The sequence below is a fragment of the Bradyrhizobium sp. USDA 4354 genome, from assembly GCF_054060315.1.
On sequence record NZ_JBSSDC010000001.1, the window covers coordinates 1,157,876 to 1,181,722 of the forward strand.

Here is a 23,847-nt window from a genome sequence, read left to right on the forward strand (position 1 = left end):
GTGAAAGAGCTCCCCTTGCCTCTTCAAGGCCGCAAAATGGGTAATGGCAGTATCGTTCCGAGGCAAGAGCGATTCGACACCAAACATGCACTTTGTTGCATGCCGATGCATGCGATCGAATCGATCTTGCAAGAACGCTGCCGTGCAGGCTGGGGCAACCTGCCGCACCCAAACGAGCACCCTCTCGCCGGCGGGCCGAAGAGAGGGTGCAAGGTTGTCGGAATGCAGGGAAGTCTAGTGCGACGTCATTTGCCGGGGGAGGTCGTCCGGCTCGGCCAGCACGCTGTTGGCCGTCGAGGCCTCCAGTGCCGCCATTCGGAACAGATAGGCGAGCGTCGCCAATCCAGAATCGTCCGCCATCTGCGCCAGCTCAAGTGCCATGTCCGACATGTAGCCGAGATTCTCGTCTTGGATTTGCGCCATGATCTGGCTGTCCCGCATCATGTTCGACATCTCAGGCGCTCTTTCGTTGCGCGGCGAGGCCGCAGAGGTTGGCACGGGCGATGCAGTCAATACGCGGACCGTCCTGCTGGACGACGCTCGTCATCCCGATACGGTCACGCACGATATCAAGCGACTCCTGGCGGATATCGATCGTCGCGGCCATGGTCCAGGAATTCTCAACCAGCGCCGGTAATCCCAGCGGCGTCACGACGAATCCGATGTCATGAAAGCGCGGCAACCACCAAGTCTCCATGACGAGACAGAGCCGCTCGATGCCCTGATCGAGACAGAATTCCTGCGCTGCCGCCATCAATTGCAGATTGAACACGCCGTCGCGGCGCTCGCGCGAAACGAAGAAGCGCGACCACTCCCAGACCAGCGGGTCCGATGGGCAACCGCGCACCGCGGCGAGATGCGGGAAGACCTGGCTCATCATCGTCGGCTTGGTGGTCGGATACAGGCGTGAGCCGCCGAGCACCCGGCCGTTTGCGAGAGCCAGCAGGTAGACCGTGTCCTCATTGTCGTAGGTATCGATCTCGCGGCCGTCGGGCTTGCGTAACGCCTCCCATTTCCGCTCCTCGACAAAGATCTCATGACGAATCCGAAAATGCTGTTCGAGGATGCCCTCGTAGAGGTGCCGGTTGACGGCAGAAATCACATGAATCATGAACTCCCCCATGGCTCGAAATGAGGGAAGCCTCAGCGAAAAAGGCAAAGCCGACTATTGGGAAATTTCCCAGTAGGCGAGGATTTCAAGGGCTGATGATTCTGTGGCGGATCGCGATCGCGACCGCATGCGTCCGGTTGACGGCGCCGAGCTTGCGCGCGGCAGTTGCAAGATGCTCTTCCGCCGTGCGTTGCGTGATGTTGAGTATCTCGCCGATCTCCCAGGCGGACTTGCCTTGCGAGGCCCAGGCGAGCACCTCGCGCTCGCGGGGGGTGAGCCGGGTCGACGGATGCGGCGTCGGATCAAGCAGACGGCGAATGTGATCAAAGCCATACATCGCGATCAGATGCAGCGCCGGCTTGCTGCGGGCGTTGAGGTCGAGATGGACGCCACCGAGCGAGACGCCGGCCTCATAGCCGGTCAAGCCGTGGATCGGCACGACGAAGCCGCGCGACATGCGGAAATCGGCGGCGCGCCGCATCACCTCCACCGCGCCCGGCTCTAGCTCCGGATCATACGGCGCTTCGGACCACTCGAAAGGGTTCACCGTCTGCCGGCATTTGCGGATCACGGGATCGACGCGGTCGTAGCTCTTTTGGGTGTAGAGGCTGAACCACTCCGCCGGCCACTTCTTGGCGAGCACCATCTGGGAGAAGCGCTGATCGGGATTGGGCAGGCCCGTTACGATGATGTGTTCGAAGCCGTATCGACCGAACGCGGTCGAAAGCGCATCCACGGCGTCCGGGACCTTGGTATAGGCGCTAAGCCCCTCGATGAAGTCGAGCGCCTCCCGGCCATAATCTACGGCATCTGCGGCGGACATCGGTGCGTTTCCTGAACCTCGCTTTCCCATATAACACGTATTTGGGGGCTGCCTCAATTTGCTGCTCCCGTAGTTTGCCGGTGTTCCGTCTGCTCCGAAGATTTAATCTACTTGTGGAAGAAGTGAGGTCAAGTTACACCTGAACGCGTCGGAAGCGGGAAAACCACGATGCAAGACGAGGACATCGCCCTCAACAGCGTGCTCGGCCTGGAATTGAACCGCGTGTTTTTTGCCGTCCGCGAAACGGCCAACAAACAGAAGATCATCGAGTTTGCGCGCGAGGTGCTGCAAAGCGAGCGCGCGGAGCTGGATGACCGCGTGTCGCCCGACGGCCCGGCGAGCTAGAACGCAGTCGCAACAAACGACGCCGAAGCCACAGATCGCGCGACGACGCCCTTCCATTTGAACGTGCTGGTTTTAGCCGAAACATTCTGAAACCGAAGCTTGGCTTCCTTCTCCTACTGTGGAGAGGGTTGATGAAGCGGCCGCGCTCGCGTGCCCCAGACGCAGCGCAGCGTCTCTTCGACGATGCGCTGCAGAGCCGGGGCCCATCCATCCGCAACTTCCTCTCTGGCTTTCTGGGTTCCGGCTCTGCGCCGCAATGCCAAACGCGTTGCAGCGCGTCCGGGACGCCGGACTTGCGTCCACATCAACACACTTGCCGCTGGATGACATCGCCGCTCTCGTGAGATGATCGCCGCCACGATCGTCTTTCGGATACTTAGGCCATGATGACGCTGCGTCAGGTTGAAGTGATCCGTGCCGTGATGGTGACGGGCACCATCGGCGGTGCGGCAAAGTTGCTCAACGTCTCGGCGCCCGGGATCAGCCGTCTGGTCAAATACACCGAGCGGTCGCTCGGCATCCGCTTTTTTCAGCGCCAGAACGGGCGCTACTTCCCGACGCCGGAAGCCGAGAACATCTTCGAGCAGATCAATGGCGTCTACAAGAAGGTCGACGACCTCTCCGAGATCATCTCCAAGATCGGCCGCGGCGGTCTGTCGGAGCTGCGCATCGGCTCGGTGCCGAGCATCTCGCAGGTGATGGTGCCGCGTGCGATCGAGCGCGTCCGCCGCCGCTATCCCGATCTCGGCATCGATATCAACATCCTCAAGCTCGAGGAAGCCATCGACTACCTCCTGCTCGGCCGCGGCGAGTGCGTCGCGATGAGCTATCGCCTCGAGCATTCCGGGCTCGACTTCATGCCGCTCGCCTCGGGCGAGCTCTATTGCATCGTGCCGCCGGGTCACGAGCTCGCCGGCCGCAAGCAGGTCTCCGCCGCCGAGATCACCCGCTATCCGCTGATCGGCATCGACCCTAACGACCCCTACGGCCGGATCATGGCCGAGATCTTCGCGCGCCACCGGCTCGACTACAACATCACCATCCGCGCCCGCTTCGGCACCACGGTCTGCGCTCTGGTGAAAGCGGGCCTCGGCATCGCCATCATCGACCAGTTCACGGTGGCCCATGGCGGCTATCCCGGCATCGAGCTTCTGAAGATCACAGAGCCGACGCGGTTCGATACCTACATCGCAGTCAAGCGCGGCACGCCGCTGTCGCTGCATGCGGAGTATTTCATCGAATCCCTGCGCACCGAGATGCGCGCGGTCGAGCCGTCTCGTGGCAACGGCAAGGCCCCCTTGGCACGCGGGCGAAAGAAATAACATGATGTTAGGTTTGTCGGATAAAAGGGTAATTGTGTTAGGCCGGGGAAAGGCTATCGTTGCAGCTGGAATTGCGCGATTTTCCCCGCTAATGGCCGGGACCGGACGCTCCCAACGAGACGATAGCGAACCATGTCGAAGCGCGGATACGCCGCCAGCAAGAAGCTTCTCACCGGCCTGATCGGCGCCCCGATCGCGCACTCCGCGTCCCCCGCCATGCATGAGCGCGCCGCCGAGGCGCTTGGCCTGCGCGGCCATTACCAGCTCATCGAAGTCGCAGGCGCCGACGCGGCCGAGCTACGCATGATACTCGAAGGCGTACGGCGGCTCGGCTTTGCCGGAGTCAATGTCACTTATCCTTACAAGGAAGCCGTGGTGCCGCTGCTCGACGCGCTGGCGCCGGGCGCAGCCAGCATGGGCGCAGTCAACACCGTCGTGGTCAGGGATGGCCGGCTGACCGGCCATAACACCGACACCACAGGTTTTGCGCGGGCGGTGACGCCATTGCTGGCGCCGTCCGGCAACGCCGTCGCCGTGATTGGCGCCGGCGGCGTCGGCAAGGCCATCGCATTCGCATTGGCGAGCCTGAAAGTGGCCGACATCCGCATTTTCGACAGCGAGCCGGCGCGCGCCATGAAACTCGCCTCGCTGCTTGCCGCACAGAGCGGCGCGAGGGTGGCTGCAAGCGTCGAGGACGCGCTCGACGGCGCAACCGGTCTCGTCAACGGCACCCCGGTCGGCATGCTGCCGAGCCGTGACACGCCGGTGCCGGCGACGCTGCTCAGGGCCGACCTGTGGGTCGCCGACGCCGTCTATTCGCCGCTGATCACACCGCTGCTGGCCGCGGCGCGAGAGAAAGGCGCCCGGATCATGACCGGGCGCGAGCTCGCGATCTACCAGGCCGCCGACGCCTTCGAACTGTTCACCGGGCTTGTCCCATCGACCGACGTCATGGGAGAGGCTTTTGACGCCGTGATGGCTGCGCGTAGCGCGGCCTATCAGGCAGCTTGAGGCGAAGCGGCCGGCACAAGGCTGCTCGCAAGATTTGAAACGGGAGGAGAGGACGATGAAATCAACGCTACTGGTGGGCGCGCTGCTCACCGCCATCACCGCAACGAGCGCCCTTGCTCAGGCGATCAAGCTCGCCGACGTCGCCGAGCTCTCGGGCGGCGGCGCCACCGTCGGCACCAACTGGAAGAACGGCATCGACCTCGCGATCGAGGAGATCAACGCCAAGGGCGGCGTGCTCGGCCGCAAGTTAGAAGTGACCCACGCCGACTCGCAGTCCAACCCGGGCGTTGCCCGCGCGCAGGTGCAGAAGGCGCTCGATGCCGAGCCCTATGTGCTGCTCGGGCCCGGCTATTCCGGCTCGGTGAAGGTGACCGCGCCGCTGGCGGCCGAGGCCGGCATCGCGCAGATCATGGGCGGCGAGGCCGCCGAGCTGACGCAGGCAGGCAACAAGTTCCTGTTCCGCACCTCGTTCGGCCAGCAGTCGTCGATGCCGAAGGTGGCAAAATACATCCATGACGAGATGAAGGCGAAGACGGTCGCGGTGGTCTGGGTCAACAACGACTTCGGCCGCGGCGGTCGCGACGTCGTCATCAAGGAGCTTGATCGCCTCGGCTCCAAGGTTGTCGCCGATCTCTCGACCGAAGCGGGCCAGGCCGACTTCGCCGCCGACGTCGGCAAGATCAAGGCTGCCAATCCCGATGCCGTGTTCGTCTATCTCAACGAGGAAGAGAGCGCGCGGATCCTCAAGGAGCTGAAGCGTCAGGGCGTCACCGCACCGCTGATGGGCGAGACCACGCTGATCGGCCAGAAGGTGATCGAGCTCGCCGGCGACGCCGCCAACGGTGCACGCGGCCATGTCGGCCTCACCACCGACGCGCCGGTCGATCTGATCAAGGCGTTCCGCGAGAAGTTCTCCAAGAAGTACAATTACGTGCCGGATCATAACGGCCTGAAGGGTTATCTTGCCGTCTACATGGTGAAGGCCACCACCGAGAAGATGGGCAAGGTCGACCCGAAGAAATTCGCCGACACGCTGCACGGGCTCACCATCAAGGCGGCGGACGAGCCGGGCATCCTGATGGACGTCACCTTCAGCGACACCGGCGACATCGACCGCCAGAGCTTTCTGGTCGAAGTCGTGGAAGGCAAGCAGGTGGTGAAGCAGGTGATGCCGAAGGTGAAGTGATCTTCGCCTCTCCCCGCGCCTCTCTCGCCGAAGCTTTAGCGAAGGCGGATGCGGAGAGTTCTTCTCCCTCGCCCCGCTCTTCGCGGGGAGGAGGGTCGGGGTGAGGGGTGCTTCCGCAGTCACGGCGACAGCTGAGTTCGCGGATAGAGCCCCTCACCCCATCCTCTCCCCGTAAGAACGGGGAGAGGGTGAGATAGACCTGAATTCGCGGCACTCCAGTTCACTCGGGCTCTAACGATCAAAGAGAACCCATGTCCAACCTATTCGATCTTCTGGTCGCGGGACTCGCCACCGGTGCGATCTATGCGCTGGTTGCGGTCGGCTTCACGCTGCTGTGGCAGACCTCGCAGACCATCAATTTCGCGCAAGGCGAGTTCGTGATGCTGCCGGCGTTCCTGATGCTGGCGGCGATGCATGTGGGCGCGCCGTTCTGGCTCGCGATCATTCTCGGCATCCTCTTGTCGATGATCCTGCTCGGCCTTGCCTTCAAGCTGCTGCTGGTCGATCCGATGATGCGTCACGGCGTGTTGCCGCTGGCGATTGCGACGATGGCGCTTGCGATCGGCATCAAGGAGGCCGTGAAGCAGTTCTTCAGCGCGGAGGCCTCGCCCTTCCCGTCGATCGTGCCGACCGGCGACGTCTCCATCCTGGGCCACGCCGTCTCGCTGCAGAGCCTCGGCGTGCTCGCCGTCGCCATCCTCGCGGTGGTCGGCCTCACCACGCTGCTGAATCGCACCTCCCTCGGGCACCAGATGCAAGCGGCGGCGCAGAACCCGACGGTGGCACGCATCATCGGCGTCCCGGTCGAGCGCATGATCCTGCTGACCTTCCTGATCAACGCCTTCCTGGTCGCGCTGGCTTCGCTTCTGATCACTCCGATTTACCTTGCAAAGTTCTCGTCCGGTGAGGTGCTAGGCCAGGCGGCCTTCATTGCCGCGATCGTCGGCGGCTTCAACCAGGTGCGCGGCGCAATCGCGGGCGGCCTGTTGATCGGCGTGCTCGACAATCTCGCGGCCGCCTACGTCTCGACGCAGTATCGCGCCGCCGTGCCGATGATCTTCCTGATCGCCGTCATCCTGTTCCGGCCGCAGGGCTTGCTCGGCCGCGCCGAGGAGCGCACCGTATGAGCGGCTTCGCCAAACCGTTGAAGATCGCGCTCGGCCTTGCCGTCATCGCCGCGCTGATCGTGGTCCCCATGAACTTCAACCGCTACGGCCTGTTCATCTTGAGCCAATGGGCGGTGATGAGCATTGCTGCGATGGGGCTCAATCTCACGCTCGGCTATGCCGGCCAGGTCTCGCTGGCGCAAGGCGCCTTCGTCGGCATCGGCGCCTATGCCGCAGCGATCATGACCACCCATGGCTGGCCGCTGCCGGCGGCGATCCTTGTTGCAATCGTGTTGAGCTTCGTGGTCGGCTGGGTGCTGGGCTATCCCGCGCTGCGCGTGCAGCACCACTATCTCGCCTTCGTCACCCTTGCCTTCTCCACCCTCGCCTTCCTGGTGTTCCGCAACGAGAGCTGGCTGACCGGCGGCATCTACGGCATCTCCAACATCCCGCGCCCGCACATCTTCGGGCTGGCAACCAACAAGCCGCTGCCGTTCTACTATGTCTGCCTCGGCTCGCTAGCGATCGTCTCGCTCGCCGTGTGGTGGCTGATCCGCTCGCCCTGGGGCCGCGCCTTCATGGCGCTGCGCGAAAATCCACTGCGCGCGCAGTCGCTCGGCGTCGACACGCGCCGCTATACGTTGATGGCGTTCGCGATCGGCTCGGCGCTCGGCGGCGTCGCCGGCGCGCTCTATGCGCCGCTGACGCAATATATCGATCCTGTGCCGTTCAACCTGTCGCTCTCGCTCGACCTCTTGATGATGGTGATCGTCGGTGGCGCCGGCTTCTATTTCGGTCCGTTCCTGGGGGCGATGATCGCGGTGCTGCTGCCGGAATGGCTGCGCTTCACCGAGGGCTATTATCTGATGCTCTACGCGGTGGCCGTGATGCTGCTCCTGATCTGGTCGCCCACGGGCATTCTGGGAATCCTCGACCGCTATCTCGCCGAACGGCGCACCAAGGCGGCGTCCGCGCTCCGCGCCGTCGCAAAATCCCGCCTGGAGACGGTGCAATGAGCGCGGTTCTCGAAGTCACCGACATCAAGAAGAGCTTTGGCGGGATTCACGCAGTCAACGGTGTCTCCTTCGACGTGCGCGAGGGCGAGATCCTCGGCCTGATCGGCCCGAACGGCTGCGGCAAGTCGACCCTGTTCAACTGCATCCTCGGCCAGCTCACGCCGTCAGGCGGCGAGGTCAAGCTCGACGGCAAGCTGGTCACGGGAATGCGGCCCGCGGAGCTCAACAAGCTCGGGGTCAGCCGCACCTTCCAGCTCCTGCAGGTGTTTCCGAAACTCTCGGTGCGCGAGAACCTGATCCTTGCCGGGCAGGAGCACCAGGGCAACATGGCCTCGCGCCTGGTCGGCCGCTCCGACGCCGGACTGACTGAGGCCGCCAACCAGATGATCGGCTTCTTCAAGCTCGACCATCTCGCCGACGAGCCCGCGGGCGGCCTCTCTTACGGCCAGCAGAAGCTGCTCGATGCCGCCATGGCCTTCATGGGCGGGCCGCGCCTGGTGCTGCTCGACGAGCCCGCCGGCGGCGTCAACCCGTCGATGCTGGCGGACCTCAAGGACCGGCTGGTCGCGATCAATCGCGAGAAGAACGCCACCTTCGTCGTGATCGAGCACAACATGGAATTCGTGATGTCGCTGTGCTCGCGCGTGATGGTGATGGCGGAAGGCAAGGTGCTGGCGATGGGACGGCCCGACGAGGTCCGCAAGAACCCCGCCGTGATCGAAGCCTATCTCGGACATTGAGGAGGCAACCATGAGCGACCCGATCCTCTCGATTCACAACCTCGTCGGCGGCTACGGCAAGATGACGATCCTGAACGGCACGACCTTCGCCGTGCCGGAGGCGACCATCACCACCATCATCGGCCCGAACGGCGCCGGCAAATCCACCGTGTTCAAAGCGATCTTCGGCCTGTTGAAGCTGCGCGAGGGCAAGATCAGCTTCGCCGGCCGCGACGTCACCAATCTGAGCCAGCGCGCGCTGCTCAATGCCGGCATCTGCTACGTGCCGCAGGGCCGCAACATCTTTCCCGAGCTGTCGGTGCGCCACAATATCGAGCTCGGCGGCGTCGCCGCCGACAAGGGCCTCGACCTGCCCAGGCGGATCGAGGCCGCGCTGGACCTATTCCCGGCGCTCCGCCGCAAATCGACACAGCAGGCCTCGACGCTCTCGGGCGGCGAGCAGAAGCAGCTCGAGATCGCCCGCTCGCTGCTGCTCGAACCGAAGCTGGTGCTGATCGACGAGCCCTCGATCGGGCTGTCGCCGCTGATGGTGCAGCAGACCTTCGACATCCTCAAGAGCTTGCGCGACCGCGGCGTCACCATCCTGATGATCGAGCAGAACGCGCGCTCGGCGCTGGAGATCTCCGACATCGGCATCGTGCTCGAGCTCGGCCAGACCCGCATGGTCGACGAGGCCAAGCGCATTTTGAACGATCCCCGCATCGGCCAGCTCTTCCTCGGCGGCGCCATGGAGGAGAGCGCGGCATGAGTGCGCAGATGCGCATCGCCGTGGCGGGCGCCGGCCTGATCGGCCGCCGCCATATCGAATTGATCGAGGCATCACCGGATTGCGTGCTCGCCGGCATCGCGGATCCCTCGCCCGCCGCGAAGGACTATGCGCTGGCGCATGGCGTGCCCTGCTACGCGGATCATCGCACCCTGCTGGCAGAGGAGAAGCCCGACGGCCTCATCATTGCCTCGCCCAACAGGCTACATTTGCCGATGGCGCTCGACTGCGCCGAAGCGGGCGTGCCGGCCTTGATCGAGAAGCCGGTGACCGAGACAGTTGCGACCGCACTGCGTCTGTGCGCAGCGGTGAGAAACAGCGGCGTGCCGATGCTGGTCGGCCATCACCGCCGGCATAATCCGATCATCAAGGCAGCGCGCGAGGCCGTCGCGACCGGCAAGCTCGGCCAGCTCACAGCCGTGGTCGGGCTATGGCTGCTGAAGAAGCCCGACGATTATTTCGAGATCGCCTGGCGACGCGAGCAGGGCGGCGGGCCGCTGCTGATCAACCTCATCCACGACATCGACAATTTTCGCTTCGTCTGCGGCGAGATCGTCGAGGTGCAGGCGCAGAGTTCGAACAACGTGCGCGGCTTTGCGGTCGAGGACACCGCGGCGCTGCTGCTGCGCTTTGCCAACGGCGCGCTGGGCACGGTGAGCGTATCGGATGCGACGCCGGCGCCGTGGAGCTGGGAGCTCACGGCCGGCGAGAACGCGGTCTACCCCAGGCAAGACCAGCCCTGCTACGTCTTCGCCGGAACGAACGGCTCGCTGTCGGTGCCGACGATGGAGCTATGGTCCTATCCGCAAAACCCGGGCTGGCATGCGCCGCTATCGCGCGAGCCCATCGTGCTCGCAACATTCGATCCCCTCGTCGAGCAGCTCCGGCATTTCTGCGCAGTGATCGCGGGCCGCGAACAGCCGCTGATCTCGGTCGAGGACGCGATGGGAACGCTCGCGGTCGTCGAGGCCGTCAGCGAGGCCGCGCGCACGGGGCAAAAGATCTCGCCTGGGCAGATCATGGAGCAGGTCGCATGAATAAACGCTCGATCGCCACCGTCTCCCTCTCCGGCGCGCTCGACGAAAAGCTCCGTGCCATCGCCGCCGCCGGCTTCGATGCAGTCGAGATCTTCGAGAACGACCTGCTGTCATTCGGTGCAGGCCCACGCGATATCGCGAAGATGTGCGCGGACCTCAATCTCGAGATCTGTGCGTTCCAGCCGTTCCGCGATTTCGAGGGCATGCCGGAACCGCAGCGCGCGCGCAACTTCGCCCGCGCGGAGCGGAAGTTCGATCTGATGCAGGAGCTCGGCACGGACCTGTTGCTGATCTGCTCCAACGTCTCGCCGGCCTCGCTCGGCGGCATCGACCGCGCCGCTGACGATTTTCGCGAGCTCGGCGAGCGCGCCGCGAAGCGCGGCTTGCGCGTCGGCTACGAAGCGCTGGCCTGGGGCCGCCACGTCAACGACTACCGCGATGCCTGGGAGATCGTGCGCCGCGCCGATCATCCCGCGATCGGCGTCATCCTGGACAGCTTCCACGCGCTCGCGCCGGGCTTTCCGACCCGCACCATGGCCTCGATTCCCGGTGACAGGATCTTTCTGGTGCAGCTCGCGGACGCGCCAAGGCTCGAGCTCGACATCCTGTCGTGGAGCCGGCACTTCCGCTCCTTCCCCGGCCAAGGCGACCTGCCGGTCGGCGAGTTCATGGCGGCGATCGCGGCGACCGGCTATGCCGGGCCGCTGTCACTGGAGATCTTCAACGACCAGTTCCGCGCCGGCTCGGCCGCGCAGACCGCGGTCGACGGCCTGCGCTCGCTGATCCTGCTGGAGGACCAGCTCGCACCGGATTGGCCGAATTTTGCCGGCAAGCCGCTGGCCCCGAAGGCGAAGAGCCGCGGCACCGGCTTCATCGAGTTTGCCGTCAACGAGAGCAAGGCCGGCGAGCTTGCCCGCCTGTTTTCGCAGCTCGGCTTCCGCAAGACCGGTCAGCATCGCAGCAAGGCGGTGGAGCGCTGGTCGCAGGGTAAGGTCGAGCTCGTGATCAATTGCGAGACCGACGGCTTTGCGCATTCGCACTACGTCACCCACGGCCCCGGTGTCTGCGCGATCGCGCTCGACGTCGACAATGCGGGCCTTGCCATGCAGCGCGCCGAGACGCTGAAGGCGCGCACCTTCTACCAGCCGGTCGGGCCGGGCGAGCTGGAGATTCCCGCGATCCATGGCGTCGGCGGCAGCCTGCTCTATTTCCTCGATCAGGCCGGCAAGAACTGGGACACGGATTTCGAGCCTGTTACAAGCGATGCAAGCGCCGACGCCCTGCTCGCCGTCGATCACATCGCGCAGTCGATGCCCTATGACGAGATGCTATCCTGGCTGTTGTTCTACACCGGCATACTCGACCTGAAGCGGCTGCCGCAGATGGAGATCGCCGACCCCAGAGGCCTCGTGCAGAGCCAGGCCATCATCAACGCCGACCAGAGCCTGCGCTTCGTGCTCAACGGCTCTTCCGCCAACCGCACCCTGCCTGCGCGCTTCATTTCGGAGTTCTTCGGCTCGGGCGTGCAGCACGTCGCCTTCGCGTGCCGGGATATTTTTGCGGCCGTTGCCGCGATGCGCCAGCGCGGCGCCGATTTCCTGGATATCCCCGATAATTACTACGACGACATCGAAGCCAAATACGATCTCGCACCCGAGCTGATGGCGCAGCTGCGCGCCAACCACATCCTCTACGACCGCGAGGGCGACAGCGAGTTCTTCCAGGTCTACACCCACATCTTCGACGAGCGGTTCTTCTTCGAGATCGTGGAGCGCAGGAATTATCAGGGTTTTGGTGCGGCCAACGCCGGCATCAGGCTCGCAGCGCAGGCGCGCGAGGTGCGCCCTGCGAGCATGCCAAGGGTGTAGGAGACTCTCTCCACGCCGTCATTGCGAGGAGCCCTTGCGACGAAGCAATCCAGAGTCTTTCCGCGGAGGGATTCTGGATTGCTTCGCTGCGCTCGCAATGACGATGTGGGGACTATTGAGGAATTCGACCAACTCCGTCCCCGCTGAGACTCCCCCTCACCCTGACCCTCTCCCCGCAAGCGGGGAGAGGGAGAAGCATCAGCCTCACTTCATCTTGCATTTGTCGTGGAAGCGATCCTGGTCGTTCTCGACGATGGTGGCGACGGTCTTCAGCGCGAGCTGGCCTTCGGAATCCTTGACCACGTCCTGCAGGTAGAAGTTCTGGATCGGGATGTGGTTGTTGCCGTATTTGAACGGGCCGCGCACCGACTTGAAGTTCACCTTCTCCATCTCGGCCTTCATCTCGTCCTTCTTCGAGGTGTCGCCCTTCACGGCGACGACGGCGCTGTTGATCAGGTTCGCGGCGTCATAGGACTGCGCGCCGTAGAAGGTCGGGCGCAGGCCGGTATACTTCTTGCGGTAGTCGGCGACGAAGCGCTTGTTCTGCTCGTTGGGGAGATCGTTGACCCATTGCTGCGCGCCGGGCACCCCGAGCGCGTTCTCCTTCTGGAGCGGCAGCGAGAGCTCGTCGATGGTGAAGGCGGTGTAGAGCGGCATCGTGCTCTTCAGCCCGGCCTGCGCATATTGATTGAGGAATTGCACGCCCGCCGCACCGGGGTAGAACACGAAGATCGACTCGGCGCCGGAGGCGCGAGCCTTGGAGAGCTCGGCGGAGAAGTCGAGCTGGCTCGGCCACACCGTGTATTCCTCACCCACGACCTGACCCTTGAAGGTGCTCTTGACGCCGGCCAGCATGTCCTTGCCGGCGGCGTAGTTCGGACCGATCAGGAACACCGACTTGACACCCTTCTGGTTCATGTAAGTGCCGACCGCCTGCGGGGTCTGGTCGTTCTGCCAGGAGGTCGAAAACACGTAAGGCGAGCACAGCTCGCCCGCGAGCTGCGACGGGCCGGCATTGGCCGAGATCAGGAAGGTCTTCGAATCGACCGCGGTCTTGAGCGAGGCCAACAGCACGTTCGACCAGATATAGCCCACGATGAAGTCGACCTTGTCGGACTGCACCAGCTTCTCGGTCTTCTGCTTGCCGACGTCGGGCTTCTGCCCGTCGTCCTCGTAGATCACCTCGACGGGCTTGCCGCCCATCTTGCGGCCGAGATGGTCCAGCGCGAGCTCGAAGGAGTTGCGCATGTCGTTGCCGATCACGGCGGTCGGGCCGCTGAAGGTCGAGACGAAACCGATCTTGATGGTGTCGCCGGCGAATGCCTGATTTGCCAGCACCAGCGCCGCTGCGCCCGCCAGCCAAAATGCCGTCCTCATAACCATTTCCCTCCTTATTATCGGTCCCGAAAACGGGGTGATCGCCGCCCCGGGCCTGTCTCTATTGAACGCAAAATCTGTCGAGCCGCCAATGGCTCAGCGCCCGCTCCTGCACCATATTTCGCCTCGATCGGCGATGGCAAGAAATATAGTTCTACTCAGTTTGGCCGAGGCCGGTCCGGAGACTGCGACGCTTTTTCGCGGCGGGATCGATACATCAGATCTATGCGGCCATTGATGACGGCTATTGGACGGCGGCGCCCAATCCGCACTTAAATGCACAGAGCAGCGAGATTCGAGGGTGCATCATGGCCGCAAATTCCCATCGCGTCGTCATCGTCGGCGCCGGCTTCGGCGGGCTGGAGGCGACCTACCGGCTTGCGGGCGCGCCGGTCGAGATCACGCTGATCGACCGCCGCAATCATCATCTGTTCCAGCCGCTGCTCTACCAGGTCGCGACCGCCTCGCTTGCGACCAGCGAGATCGCCTGGCCAATCCGCCATCTCATGCGCGACCGGCGCGAGGTGACGACGCTGTTTGCCACAGTGAGCGGTGTCGACATGGCACGTCGCTGCGTGCTGATCGACGACGGCAGCGAGGTACCCTACGACACGCTGGTGCTCGCCACCGGTGCGCGGCACGCCTATTTCGGCCACGACGAATGGGAGCAGTTCGCGCCCGGCCTGAAGACGCTGGAGGATGCGACCACGCTGCGCCGGCACATCCTGGTGGCGTTCGAGCGCGCCGAGCGCGAGACCGATCCCGCCAAGCGCGCCGCGCGGCTGACCTTCGTCATCGTCGGCGCCGGCCCGACCGGTGTCGAGCTCGCCGGCACCATCGCCGAGATGGCGCATCACACCCTGCCCAGCGATTTCCGCAACATCGACACCACCAAGGCGCGCGTGGTGCTGATCGAGGCCGGGCCGCGCGTGCTCGCGGGCTTCGCCGACGACCTCTCGGCGTACGCGCAGGCCTCGCTGGAAAAGATCGGCGTCGAGGTCGTGCTGGGACAGGCCGTCACCGAGATCAACCGTGAGGGCGTCGTGTTCGGCGGTCAACTGCTCGAGGCAAAGACCAGGATCTGGGCCGCCGGCGTGCGCGCCTCGCCCGCCGCCGAATGGCTGGGCGCGCCCAGCGATCGCGCCGGGCGCGTGCAGGTCGAGGCCGACCTCACCATTCCCGGCCATCCCGAGATCTTCGCGATCGGCGACACCGTCAGCATCAACGCCTGGGACGGCAAGCCGGTGCCGGGCATCGCACCTGCCGCCAAGCAGCAGGGACGCCACGTCGCCGAAACGATCAAGGCCCGCCTGCGCGGCGAGAACAAGGGCGCATTCCGCTACAAGCACGCCGGCAGCCTCGCGCAGATCGGCAAGCGGCTCGCGGTGATCGACTTCGGCAAGATCAAACTGCGCGGCACCATCGCGTGGTGGATCTGGGGCATCGCCCACATCTACTTCCTGATCGGCCTACGCCACCGCCTCAGTGTCGCGCTGAGCTGGCTCTGGATCTACGCGCGAGATCAGCGCGCGGCGCGGTTGATCACGCAGGGGTCAAGCAAGGTGGTGTAGGGGTGACTTCTCCCTCTCCCCGCTTGCGGGGAGAGGGTCGGGGTGAGGGGGAGTCTCCGCGGGCGCGGTGAGAGCCGAAGCGTTCGATGTTTCCGCGACCGTCATTGCGAGCGCAGCGAAGCAATCCAGAGTCTCTCCGCGAAGGGATTCTGGATTGCTTCGCTACGCTCGCAATGACGCGTTGAAAGATCCACGTTCCCAGCGACACCAAACTCGCGGAAGCTCCCCCTCACCCGCCGCGCTGCGCGCGTCGGCCTCTCCCCGCAAGCGGGGAGAGGCGAAGGCTGCTACTTCACCAGCTCACACCCGCCCTCGGCCAGCGGGCGGAAGGCCTGGTCCGCCGGAATGGTCGAGACCAGCTTGTAATAGTCGTACGGATATTTCGACTCCTCCGGCTTCTTCACCTCGAACAGATACATCGGATGCACGACGCGACCGTCCTGGCGGATCGTGGTGTCGCCGAACAGCTTGTCCTTGCCCCTGAACTTCTTCATCTCGGGCACGGCCTCCTTGGCATTGTCGCTGCCGGTCGCTGCGACCGCATTGAGATAAGCGAGCGTGGAGGCATAGACGCCGGCCTGGTTGCCGCTCGGCATCTTGCCGTTCATGCCCGGCCGCGCGGCGAAGCGTTTTGCGAACGCGCGGGTGTCGTCGTTCATGTCCCAATAAAAGGCCTCCATGAGCTGGAGGCCCTGGGCAACCTTGATGCCCATGCCGTGGACGTCGTTGATGAAGAGCAGGAACGCCACGAGCTTCTGCCCGCTCTGCTGGATGCCGAACTCGGCCGCCTGCTTCACCGCGTTGATGGTGTCGCCGCCGGCATTGGCAAGGCCGATCACCTGCGCTTTGGAGCTCTGCGCCTGCAACAGGAAGGAGGCGAAATCGGAAGTGCCGAGCGGGTGCTTGGAGGAGCCGATCACCTTGCCGCCATGCGATTCGATGTATTTCTGCGCCTCCGCCTCGATACCTTTGCCGAGTGCATAGTCGACCGTCAGGAAATACCATTCCTTGCCGCCGCGCGACATCATCGCGGCTGCCGTGGTGTTGCCGGTCGCCCAGGCGTCGTTGACCCATTGGATGGTGTTGGGCGAGCAGGCCTTGCCGGTGAGATCGGAGCTTGCCGTGGACGAGGCCAGGAAGGTCATGCGGCTGTCGCGCAGCAGCGTGTTGATGGAAAGACCGACCGCTGAATTCGGCACGTCGACAATGGCATCGACACCCTCGACGTCGAGCCACTTGCGCGCAATCGCGTTGCCGACGTCGGCCTTGTTCTGGTGATCGGCATAGACGATCTCGACCTTGATGCCCTTGCCGCCGCCATTGAAATCCTCCGCCGCCATGCGCGCGGCTTCCACCGAGCCCATGCCATTGGTGTCCTGGAAGATGCCGGAGATGTCGTTGAGCACGCCGATGCGCACCACATTGTCCGATATCTCGGCGCTCGCCGCGCCACTCATCAGGCTCGCGGCCAGTGCGAGCGCCCACTTCAGATGCTTCATCATTCCCTCCCCTGTTGGATGTGTTGCCGCGCCGATCGTTGCCGGTGCGGTTCAGACGTCAGACCTGCCGTTCGGGCAGTCTCAGCACGAGCCCATCCAGTGCGGGCGTGATCTCGACCTGACAGGACAGCCGGCTATTCGGCAGCCGCTCGCTCGCGGTGCCGTCAAGCAGCGCATCCTCGTCATCCGCCATGTCAGGCAGGCGCGCGAGCCAACTGTCGTCGACATAGACGTGGCAGGTGGCGCACATGGCATTGCCGCCGCATTCGGCCAGAATGCCGTCGAGGCCATGTCGGGTCGCGGCCTGCATGGCGCTCTCGCCGCCTGAGGTCTCGATAAGGTCGGATCTGCCGTCGGGATGGATGAACGTAATGGTGGGCATAAAATTCCTCGTCAGGCCGGAGTGATGGTGACAGGCAGGCTGTCGAGCCCGCGCAGCGTGTTGTTGAAGCGGCGCTTCGGCTCGCCCGTGATCTCGATCTTCGCGATGCGCCGCGCCAGCGCGGTCAGCATCACCTCGCCTTCGAGGCGGGCGACGAGCTGGCCGACGCACATGTGGATGCCCGAGCCGAAACCGACATGGCCGGAGGTGCGGCGGGTGATGTCGTAGCTGTCGGGCCTGTCCCAGCGGCGGGGATCGCGATTGGCGGCGGCAAGGAACATCAGCACTTTCTCGCCCTCGCCGATTCTCGCGCCTGAGAGTTCGACCTCGCGCGTTGTGGTGCGGAAGAAGGTCTGCACCGGGCTTTCGAAGCGCACGGCCTCTTCGAATGCGCCGCGCGCGAGCGAGAGATCGTCGCGCAGGCGCTGCCATTGGTCCGGGAAGCGCGCGAGGCAATAGACCGCGGCCCCGATGCCGTTGACGGTGGTGTCGAGACCGGCCGACAGCAGCGAGCGCACCAGCAGCGGCGCTTCGGTGGTCGTGATAGCCCCCTCGTCGACCTGCGCATGAATGCAGGCCCCAAAGCCGCCGGGCGCCAGATTCTCGCGCTGGCACTGCTCGGCGACATAGGCCTGGTGCGGCGCCGAGCGTTCGATCGCCTCCTGGCGCAACTGATTGGGCGGGCCGAAGGCGTTGAACACGACGCTTGCATAGGGAATCAGGTGCTCCCGGCCCTCCGGCTTCAGGCCGAGCGCATCGGGAAAGATCGAGAGTGGATAGGCTTCCGCAAGATCCGCGATCGCATCGAAGCTGCGCCTCTCCAGCAGCGCATCGACCCGCGCCTCGGCTGCCTCGGCAAAGCGATCACGGACCTGCTTCATCACGGTTGGCGACAACACTTTTGAGAGCACGGCGCGGGTGCGGGTGTGCGCGGGCGGATCGGCCTCCAGGATCAGGCTGGGCGGCCGCCATGGCGTCTCCTTCTTGAAGTCGGACAGGCCGACGCCGCGGCTGGAGCAAAAGGTGGCGGGATCGTTCAGCACGGCATGGACCTCGGCATAGCGGGCCACGCCGTAGACGTTCCATTTGTCGAGATAGACCACCGGGCCCGCCTCCCGCAGCTGCTCATGCGTGGGATAGGGGTCGGCAAAAAACGCCATGTCGAAGGGATCGACATCGAGATGCGGGACGCCTGATGCGGCGGAGCCGGGTGCGCTCATTGAAGTGCTCTCTCATTTGGGTCTTGTGAAAGGGCGGCGCATGCCCTTAGGTCTCCAGGCACGCCGCGAGTCAGAAACCCGAAATGCCGCAGCCTTCGACCAGAGCCCGCCAAAAGCCAGCACCCACGGATGCGGGGCCGACGCTCGACCTCGAGCGTTACGTGCCGGCGTTCATCACCTTCATCGCCAACAAGCTCTCGAACAGCGCGACCGCGTTCTATCAGAAGCAGTTCGGCGTCAACGTCACGGAATGGAGGATCATGTCGCTGCTGGCGATCGAGCCCGGCATTCCCGCCTCGCGCATCTGCCACGTCATCGGCTTCGACAAGGGGCCGGTGAGCCGGACGCTGGCGGGCCTCGAGAAACGCGGACTGGTCTCGATCCGCACCGATCCGAACGACGGCCGCACCCATTCGATCTCGCTGACCGCAAGGGGCCGCGCCACCCATGACAAGGTGATCGTCGCCGCGTTCGAGCGCGAGCGGCGGCTGCTGTCCTGCCTCAGCAAGGACGAGCGCGAGGTGCTGATCGATTTGCTGCGCCGGCTGCACGAGAACCTCGGCGCGGTGACCGACAGCAGCTACACCTGACACACCGCATCGCGCCTGCGCCGTTCTGACGTCTTCAGGCATACGCCCGCGTTTGCCCGCGGCACCATTCCTGCCGAGCATCTGTTTCCTCCGAATTGGAAGCAGCGGTTCGCCCGCCGTCGTCCTTGTCTGGAACGGTTCGCACAAATTAGTTGCTTAGGCAACAAAAGAATCGGCAAGATAATGCGGCAGGGTTGCTGGCCTATCGGCGCCGCCCGCTCTCGTGTCCCGGACGCGGCGCGGCATGAAATGACGCGACGCTGAGCCGGGACCCAGCAGCTACGTCCAAGACGAGAGATGGGCCCCGGCTCGGCAGCGCATCACTGCGTGCTGCGCTGCGTCCGGGGCACGGTACCGCTCTCGCTTCGGCGGCTACAACCCGATCCACTCACCCGACGCATCGTCGTTCAGCCGCGCCACCGCTTCCGCACGTCGCGTCAACACGGCGCGCTGGTTGATATAGCCCTTGTCGGTGATCTCACCATCGTCGACCGACGGTGGCTCGGCGAGCAGCAGCGCGCGTGTGGCGTGGCCGGAGGAGTTGGCGCTCTGCTGCTTCAGTTTCGCCAGACCCTGCGCGATTGCCGTCCTGATCTTGTCATGCGCCAGCACCTCGCTCACGCCTGCGGCCTCGGGCAGCCCGGCATGCGCGCGGCACGCTGCGATATTCGGAAACACCAGGAAGCGCACCTCGTCGCCGCCGTGGCCCGTAACGACGATGTCTTGCGCGAGCGGCGCCAGCGCGGCGATGCCGGCAACGCGCAGCGTGCCGACGCTGACCCAGGTGCCGGAGTTGAGCTTGAAGTCTTCGGCAACGCGGCCGTCGAAGAACAGGCCGCGCTCCGGCCGCGCGCTATCGGCAAGCTTCACCGCATCGCCGATGAGATAAAACCCCTCCTCGTCAAAGGCCTGCTTCGTCAGTTCGGGCGCCCTCCAGTAGCCCGGCGTGACGTTGGGGCCGCGCACCCGCACCTCGAGCTTGTCGCCGGAGGTGACGAGCTTCAGCTCGGTACCGGGAATGGGCACGCCGATGTTGCCGGAGCGCTCGGCGAGAAAATGACAGTCGGTCGCGAGCGGCGAGGTTTCCGTCGAGCCCCAGGCCGAGACCATCGGCAGTGTGCGACCTATGGTCTTGGTCGAAAGCTCTGCCAACGCATCCCAGAGATTCTGCGGTAGCGCGGCGCCGGCATAGAAGGCGAATTTCACCTCGCCGAAGAAGCGGCGGCGCAATTCCTCGTCGCTGCGCAGCGCCGCAATCAGCATGTCGAAGCCGCGCGGCACGTTGAAATAGACCGTCGGCATCACGCTTTTCAGATTGGCGAGTGACGTCGCAAACAGGCCCGGCGCAGGCTTGCCGCCGTCGATATAGAGCGAGCCGCCATTGCGCAGCACGAGATTGAAATTGTGGTTGGCGCCGAAGGTGTGGCTCCAGGGCAGCCAGTCGAGAATGACGAGATTGCCGCGGCTCTCTTCGAGGAAGGTCCAGGTCTGCGCCTTGGCCTGCTGGCTCGACGTCAGCATGCGCTGGTTGTTGATGACCGCCTTGGGCGTGCCGGTCGAGCCCGAGGTGAACAGGAATTTTGCGATCGTGTCCGGCGTCACCGCAGCGAACGCTTTTGCGACATCCGGTGTGTCGGGCGTTGCCGCAATGGTGCGGAACGACAGCGCATCGGCGTCGTCAGCATTGCCGCTGATGATTTGCGCTTGGTGTAGCGGCTTGATAGCCGCCAACGCTGCTGCGAACGGCCTGGTCGCAGCGACGTAGATCGCACCGGGATCGAGCAGCGCAATCATGCTCTTGAGCTTGTCGAAGTCCTTCGACATCAGCGAATAGGCCGGCGAGATCGCGGCTGAGGGCACGCCGACATGCTGGGCGGCAAGCGCGAGCAGCGCGTGGTCGATGCTGTTGTCGGAGAGGATCGCGAGCGGGCGCTCGGCGCTGAGGCCCTGCGCCAGGATCCAGGACGCGGCCGCGCGCACCTTCCGCAGCGCCTGCGCATAGGTGACGGTGGTCCAGGGCCCTTCGACATTGCTGCGTTCGGCCAGGAAGATCGTATCCGGCGTTTGCCGCGCCCATTGCTCCAGCCAGTCGCCGACGCAACGCGCACCATCGCGCAACGGATCTGGCGATCGCAGCACGATGCTGCCGTCGGCGCGATGCTCTGCGACGGTCCTTGGCGTTGCGAACAGGCCTGCAACGTCACCACCTGGGGCGACTGTCATGTATTTCCTCCTCGCCGGGCCGCAGCCTCGTTCCGGGCCACGTTGGCCATAATGTTGGGCACAGCAATTGTTGTCGTCAACAACAATCTTTCTCTCGCGCCCCCAAGGCGTTAGGATTGCGCGACAGGAGATACCGACGTGACAGCCAATGCAGCCCGGGCCGACACCCGCAGCTCCGCCCGCAAGCGCGCCGGCAACGGCGCGGCGCCTCGCGATGTCGCCGACGACGTCGGCCTGGACGCACTGATCGGCCATGCCGGCTATGCGGTGCGGCGCTTTCAGATCTGGATCTTTCAGGACTTCATCAAGACGCTCGGCGAGGTCGACATAAGGCCGACGCAATATTCAGTGCTGACCGTGATCGGCGCCAATCCGGGCCTGTCACAGATGGCGGTGGCAAAGCGCCTCGGCATCGAGCGCGCCCGGCTGGTGCATCTGCTCGACAGCCTCGAGCAGCGCAAGCTGGTGAAGCGGATCAAGTCGAAGGAGGACCGGCGCTCCCACGCTTTGCATCTCACCGCGCAGGGCGCCACCGCGCTGGCGAAGTTCAAGCGTCTCGCCGCCGAGCACGAGCAGCATGTTGAGGCCAAGATCGGCAAGGAGAACCGGGCGCAGCTGCTTCGGATCCTCGCGGGCTTCACCTGATCCAATCTGCCTAGGATTTGGGCACACGCCCGCAAGCGAGCCCAACCGGCCCGGTCGTCGAAATATCCCCCAAGCCACTGATCCCTCGATAATATCCGGCACACGCGCCCTGCCCGGATTGTGTACACAATGGCACATCGCTTGCTTCGGACCGGGTGAAGCATGTTGCCGGAGTTTGGACGCCATGGGGGCCGAGCAGCCTGAAACGATCGCCGCGATTGTGGCCGCGCATCGCGCGGGGACGAAGACGCCGGCAGAGACGATCGCGCGGACTTTTCAGCGCATCCGCGACCACAACGATCCGGCCGTGTTCATCAGCCTGCGCGACGAGAAGGACGCGATCGCGGAGGCCGAGAAGGTCGCCACCCGTCCGGATGCGACGAGCCTGCCGCTCTATGGCGTGCCGGTCGCGGTAAAGGACAATATCGACGCGCTGGGCTTTACGACCACGGCCGCGTGCCCGGCTTTCGCTTACACGCCGGCGCACGACTCGACCGCGGTGGAGCGCCTGCGCGCTGCGGGGGCGATCATCATCGGCAAGACCAATCTCGACCAGTTCGCGACCGGCCTCGTCGGCGTCCGTTCGCCCTACGGCATTCCCCGGAATTCGATCCGCGAGGATCTCATTCCAGGCGGCTCGAGCTCGGGCTCGGCCACCGCGGTCGGCGCCGGGCTCGTGCCGCTGTCGCTCGGCACCGATACGGCCGGCTCGGGCCGCGTGCCGGCGATGCTCAACAACATCGTCGGGCTGAAGCCGAGCCTCGGCATGATCTCGACCGCAGGCCTGGTGCCGGCCTGCCGCACGCTCGACTGTATCTCGGTGTTCGCGCTCACGGTGGACGATGCCGCACTCGCGCTGTCGGTGATGGCCGGCCCCGACCAGGCCGATCCATTCTCGCGCGACCGGCCGCTTGGCGCGATCACGCCGATGCCGGCGAATCTGCGCCTGGGCGTGCCGCGCAACGGCCAGCTGATCTTCTTCGGCGACAAGAAATCGGAAGCCGCTTATGCCGATGCGCTGAAGCGATGGACCGCGCTCGGGGCGACGCTGGTCGAGTTCGACCTCGAGCCATTCTACGAGACGGCGCGGCTGCTCTATGAGGGCCCCTGGGTCGCCGAGCGCTACCTCGTGATCAAGAACCTGCTGGCGTCCGCGCCAGACACGATCCACCCCGTCACGCGGGAGATCACCGCGGCCGGCGCGCGGCTCACCGCGGCGGAGACATTCTCGGCGCTCTATCGCCTGCAGGGCCTGCGCAAGATCGCCGAGCGCACGTTTGCGAACATCGACGCGCTGGTGCTGCCGACCGCACCGACCGCTTACACGACCGCGCAGGTGCTCGCCAATCCGATCGAGCTCAACAGCCGGCTCGGCACCTACACCAACTTCGTCAACCTGCTCGACCTCTGCGGCCTCGCCGTGCCGGCTTCGATGCGCAGCGACGGCATTCCGTTCGGCATCACGCTGCTAGCGCCCGCAGGGCGCGATACGATGCTCGCCAGCATCGGTCGCGTTTTCCATGCCGATACCAAATTGACGGTCGGCGCGAAGGGTGTGGCGCAGGCCCCGCTCGCGCCACTTCCGACCAGCAGCGACGACGAGATTCCCCTCGCGGTGGTCGGCGCGCATCTGTCTGGCATGGCGCTGAACGGCGAGCTGACGGCGCTGAATGCACGCTTGATCGAGGCCACCAGGACGGCCGCCGATTACAAGCTCTATGCGCTCCAGACCACGCCGCCGAAGCCGGGCATGCTGCGCGTCGAGGCCGGCACAGGCGCTGCGATCGAGCTGGAGATCTGGTCGTTGTCGTCGTCCGCCTTCGGCAAGTTCGTCAACGCGATCCCCGCCCCGATGGCAATCGGCACGATCAGGCTCGCCGACGGGCGCAGCGTGAAGGGATTCCTCGTCGAACCGGAAGTACTGGACGAAGCCCGCGACATCACGCGCTACGGCGGCTGGCGGAAGTTTATGGCGGAAGCTGCGACGGCGTAGACGATGACCGCCTCCG

At 64.7% G+C, this 23,847-nt stretch carries 22 protein-coding genes; 14 read left to right on the top strand and 8 right to left on the bottom strand.

The window, feature by feature from the left end:
• Positions 1 to 234: 234 nt before the first annotated feature.
• The 3 genes from ACVIIV_RS05545 to ACVIIV_RS05555 all read right to left on the bottom strand — a co-directional run bounded on the left by ACVIIV_RS05545 (position 235) and on the right by ACVIIV_RS05555 (position 1,934).
• Positions 235 to 453 (bottom strand): hypothetical protein, encoded by a 219-nt coding sequence (locus ACVIIV_RS05545; protein ID WP_456743288.1) that lies wholly within the window; start codon positions 451 to 453, stop codon positions 235 to 237.
• Position 454: 1 nt separating this feature from the next.
• On the bottom strand, positions 455 to 1,111 hold the full coding sequence (locus ACVIIV_RS05550; protein ID WP_456743289.1) for an acyl-homoserine-lactone synthase: 657 nt from the start codon (positions 1,109 to 1,111) through the stop codon (positions 455 to 457).
• An 85-nt stretch (positions 1,112 to 1,196) separates the two neighbouring features.
• Positions 1,197 to 1,934 carry a helix-turn-helix transcriptional regulator gene (locus ACVIIV_RS05555; RefSeq protein WP_212379558.1) on the bottom strand — a complete coding sequence of 246 codons (738 nt, stop codon included), beginning with the start codon at positions 1,932 to 1,934 and terminating at the stop codon, positions 1,197 to 1,199.
• A 168-nt stretch (positions 1,935 to 2,102) separates the two neighbouring features.
• On the opposite strand from ACVIIV_RS05555, the gene ACVIIV_RS05560 reads away from it, so the two are divergent.
• From ACVIIV_RS05560 to ACVIIV_RS05605, 10 genes are all read left to right on the top strand, one after another.
• Entirely contained in the window at positions 2,103 to 2,279 is a 177-nt protein-coding gene (locus ACVIIV_RS05560; protein WP_456743290.1) for a hypothetical protein, read from the top strand.
• A 383-nt stretch (positions 2,280 to 2,662) separates the two neighbouring features.
• Positions 2,663 to 3,601, top strand: a complete 939-nt coding sequence (locus ACVIIV_RS05565; protein WP_456743291.1) for a LysR family transcriptional regulator — start codon at positions 2,663 to 2,665, stop codon at positions 3,599 to 3,601.
• Between the two features lie 132 nt (positions 3,602 to 3,733).
• The gene (locus ACVIIV_RS05570; protein ID WP_456743292.1) at positions 3,734 to 4,612 is read left to right on the top strand and encodes a shikimate dehydrogenase; all 879 of its coding nucleotides are present in this window, start codon (positions 3,734 to 3,736) and stop codon (positions 4,610 to 4,612) included.
• A 55-nt stretch (positions 4,613 to 4,667) separates the two neighbouring features.
• Positions 4,668 to 5,798, top strand: a complete 1,131-nt coding sequence (locus ACVIIV_RS05575; RefSeq protein WP_456743293.1) for an ABC transporter substrate-binding protein — start codon at positions 4,668 to 4,670, stop codon at positions 5,796 to 5,798.
• 251 nt (positions 5,799 to 6,049) lie between these two features.
• A complete protein-coding gene (locus tag ACVIIV_RS05580) occupies positions 6,050 to 6,925 on the top strand; it encodes a branched-chain amino acid ABC transporter permease (protein WP_456743294.1) in 876 nt (291 codons plus the stop codon).
• Entirely contained in the window at positions 6,922 to 7,920 is a 999-nt protein-coding gene (locus tag ACVIIV_RS05585) for a branched-chain amino acid ABC transporter permease (RefSeq protein ID WP_456743295.1), read from the top strand. Before ACVIIV_RS05580 ends, ACVIIV_RS05585 begins: the two co-directional genes overlap by 4 nt.
• Positions 7,917 to 8,660, top strand: coding sequence for an ABC transporter ATP-binding protein (locus ACVIIV_RS05590; protein ID WP_456743296.1), 744 nt, complete (start codon positions 7,917 to 7,919; stop codon positions 8,658 to 8,660). Before ACVIIV_RS05585 ends, ACVIIV_RS05590 begins: the two co-directional genes overlap by 4 nt.
• A gap of 10 nt (positions 8,661 to 8,670) precedes the next feature.
• Positions 8,671 to 9,408, top strand: a complete 738-nt coding sequence (locus tag ACVIIV_RS05595; protein ID WP_456743297.1) for an ABC transporter ATP-binding protein — start codon at positions 8,671 to 8,673, stop codon at positions 9,406 to 9,408.
• Entirely contained in the window at positions 9,405 to 10,463 is a 1,059-nt protein-coding gene (locus ACVIIV_RS05600; RefSeq protein WP_456743298.1) for a Gfo/Idh/MocA family protein, read from the top strand. The genes ACVIIV_RS05595 and ACVIIV_RS05600 overlap by 4 nt, the downstream gene beginning before the upstream one ends.
• On the top strand, positions 10,460 to 12,331 hold the full coding sequence (locus ACVIIV_RS05605) for a bifunctional sugar phosphate isomerase/epimerase/4-hydroxyphenylpyruvate dioxygenase family protein (RefSeq protein WP_456743299.1): 1,872 nt from the start codon (positions 10,460 to 10,462) through the stop codon (positions 12,329 to 12,331). The genes ACVIIV_RS05600 and ACVIIV_RS05605 overlap by 4 nt, the downstream gene beginning before the upstream one ends.
• A 204-nt stretch (positions 12,332 to 12,535) precedes the next feature.
• Here ACVIIV_RS05605 and ACVIIV_RS05610 read toward each other — a convergent pair whose 3' ends face one another.
• Positions 12,536 to 13,708: an ABC transporter substrate-binding protein gene (locus ACVIIV_RS05610; protein ID WP_456743300.1), complete on the bottom strand. Its 1,173-nt coding sequence runs from the start codon at positions 13,706 to 13,708 to the stop codon at positions 12,536 to 12,538.
• 308 nt (positions 13,709 to 14,016) lie between these two features.
• Here ACVIIV_RS05610 and ACVIIV_RS05615 point away from each other — a divergent pair, with 308 nt between their 5' ends.
• Positions 14,017 to 15,279, top strand: a complete 1,263-nt coding sequence (locus ACVIIV_RS05615) for an NAD(P)/FAD-dependent oxidoreductase (protein WP_456743301.1) — start codon at positions 14,017 to 14,019, stop codon at positions 15,277 to 15,279.
• A gap of 287 nt (positions 15,280 to 15,566) precedes the next feature.
• Here ACVIIV_RS05615 and ACVIIV_RS05620 read toward each other — a convergent pair whose 3' ends face one another.
• Genes ACVIIV_RS05620 through ACVIIV_RS05630 form a run of 3 tightly spaced genes read right to left on the bottom strand, consistent with a single transcriptional unit; the run spans position 15,567 to position 18,380 of the window.
• A complete protein-coding gene (locus ACVIIV_RS05620; protein ID WP_456743302.1) occupies positions 15,567 to 16,778 on the bottom strand; it encodes an ABC transporter substrate-binding protein in 1,212 nt (403 codons plus the stop codon).
• 58 nt (positions 16,779 to 16,836) lie between these two features.
• Positions 16,837 to 17,160 (bottom strand): 2Fe-2S iron-sulfur cluster-binding protein, encoded by a 324-nt coding sequence (locus tag ACVIIV_RS05625; RefSeq protein ID WP_456743303.1) that lies wholly within the window; start codon positions 17,158 to 17,160, stop codon positions 16,837 to 16,839.
• Between the two features lie 11 nt (positions 17,161 to 17,171).
• The gene (locus ACVIIV_RS05630) at positions 17,172 to 18,380 is read right to left on the bottom strand and encodes a cytochrome P450 (protein ID WP_456743304.1); all 1,209 of its coding nucleotides are present in this window, start codon (positions 18,378 to 18,380) and stop codon (positions 17,172 to 17,174) included.
• Between the two features lie 83 nt (positions 18,381 to 18,463).
• Between ACVIIV_RS05630 and ACVIIV_RS05635 the strand changes: the two genes are divergently transcribed.
• Positions 18,464 to 18,970 carry a MarR family winged helix-turn-helix transcriptional regulator gene (locus tag ACVIIV_RS05635; protein WP_456743305.1) on the top strand — a complete coding sequence of 169 codons (507 nt, stop codon included), beginning with the start codon at positions 18,464 to 18,466 and terminating at the stop codon, positions 18,968 to 18,970.
• Positions 18,971 to 19,342: 372 nt separating this feature from the next.
• On the opposite strand, the gene ACVIIV_RS05640 is transcribed toward ACVIIV_RS05635, so the two are convergent.
• Positions 19,343 to 21,193: a feruloyl-CoA synthase gene (locus ACVIIV_RS05640; RefSeq protein WP_456743306.1), complete on the bottom strand. Its 1,851-nt coding sequence runs from the start codon at positions 21,191 to 21,193 to the stop codon at positions 19,343 to 19,345.
• A gap of 138 nt (positions 21,194 to 21,331) precedes the next feature.
• On the opposite strand from ACVIIV_RS05640, the gene ACVIIV_RS05645 reads away from it, so the two are divergent.
• Together ACVIIV_RS05645 and atzF are read left to right on the top strand one after the other, a co-directional pair.
• Positions 21,332 to 21,838, top strand: coding sequence for a MarR family winged helix-turn-helix transcriptional regulator (locus tag ACVIIV_RS05645; protein ID WP_456743307.1), 507 nt, complete (start codon positions 21,332 to 21,334; stop codon positions 21,836 to 21,838).
• 184 nt (positions 21,839 to 22,022) lie between these two features.
• A complete protein-coding gene (atzF, locus tag ACVIIV_RS05650) occupies positions 22,023 to 23,831 on the top strand; it encodes an allophanate hydrolase (protein WP_456743308.1) in 1,809 nt (602 codons plus the stop codon).
• Positions 23,832 to 23,847 lie beyond the last annotated feature (16 nt).

Bases quoted from the DNA above. Each gene is read 5' to 3' on its own strand.
- ACVIIV_RS05550 (WP_456743289.1), bottom strand. From the start codon at position 1,111: ATGATTCATGTGATTTCTGCCGTCAACCGGCACCTCTACGAGGGCATC.
- ACVIIV_RS05590 (WP_456743296.1), top strand. From the start codon at position 7,917: ATGAGCGCGGTTCTCGAAGTCACCGACATCAAGAAGAGCTTTGGCGGG.
- ACVIIV_RS05605 (WP_456743299.1), top strand. From the start codon at position 10,460: ATGAATAAACGCTCGATCGCCACCGTCTCCCTCTCCGGCGCGCTCGAC.
- ACVIIV_RS05635 (WP_456743305.1), top strand. From the start codon at position 18,464: ATGCCGCAGCCTTCGACCAGAGCCCGCCAAAAGCCAGCACCCACGGAT.
- ACVIIV_RS05570 (WP_456743292.1), top strand. From the start codon at position 3,734: ATGTCGAAGCGCGGATACGCCGCCAGCAAGAAGCTTCTCACCGGCCTG.
- ACVIIV_RS05565 (WP_456743291.1), top strand. From the start codon at position 2,663: ATGATGACGCTGCGTCAGGTTGAAGTGATCCGTGCCGTGATGGTGACG.
- ACVIIV_RS05615 (WP_456743301.1), top strand. From the start codon at position 14,017: ATGGCCGCAAATTCCCATCGCGTCGTCATCGTCGGCGCCGGCTTCGGC.
- ACVIIV_RS05560 (WP_456743290.1), top strand. From the start codon at position 2,103: ATGCAAGACGAGGACATCGCCCTCAACAGCGTGCTCGGCCTGGAATTG.
- ACVIIV_RS05620 (WP_456743302.1), bottom strand. From the start codon at position 16,778: ATGAAGCATCTGAAGTGGGCGCTCGCACTGGCCGCGAGCCTGATGAGT.
- ACVIIV_RS05630 (WP_456743304.1), bottom strand. From the start codon at position 18,380: ATGAGCGCACCCGGCTCCGCCGCATCAGGCGTCCCGCATCTCGATGTC.
- ACVIIV_RS05595 (WP_456743297.1), top strand. From the start codon at position 8,671: ATGAGCGACCCGATCCTCTCGATTCACAACCTCGTCGGCGGCTACGGC.
- ACVIIV_RS05575 (WP_456743293.1), top strand. From the start codon at position 4,668: ATGAAATCAACGCTACTGGTGGGCGCGCTGCTCACCGCCATCACCGCA.
- ACVIIV_RS05555 (WP_212379558.1), bottom strand. From the start codon at position 1,934: ATGTCCGCCGCAGATGCCGTAGATTATGGCCGGGAGGCGCTCGACTTC.
- ACVIIV_RS05580 (WP_456743294.1), top strand. From the start codon at position 6,050: ATGTCCAACCTATTCGATCTTCTGGTCGCGGGACTCGCCACCGGTGCG.
- ACVIIV_RS05640 (WP_456743306.1), bottom strand. From the start codon at position 21,193: ATGACAGTCGCCCCAGGTGGTGACGTTGCAGGCCTGTTCGCAACGCCA.
- atzF (WP_456743308.1), top strand. From the start codon at position 22,023: ATGGGGGCCGAGCAGCCTGAAACGATCGCCGCGATTGTGGCCGCGCAT.
- ACVIIV_RS05610 (WP_456743300.1), bottom strand. From the start codon at position 13,708: ATGAGGACGGCATTTTGGCTGGCGGGCGCAGCGGCGCTGGTGCTGGCA.
- ACVIIV_RS05625 (WP_456743303.1), bottom strand. From the start codon at position 17,160: ATGCCCACCATTACGTTCATCCATCCCGACGGCAGATCCGACCTTATC.
- ACVIIV_RS05600 (WP_456743298.1), top strand. From the start codon at position 9,405: ATGAGTGCGCAGATGCGCATCGCCGTGGCGGGCGCCGGCCTGATCGGC.
- ACVIIV_RS05585 (WP_456743295.1), top strand. From the start codon at position 6,922: ATGAGCGGCTTCGCCAAACCGTTGAAGATCGCGCTCGGCCTTGCCGTC.
- ACVIIV_RS05545 (WP_456743288.1), bottom strand. From the start codon at position 453: ATGTCGAACATGATGCGGGACAGCCAGATCATGGCGCAAATCCAAGAC.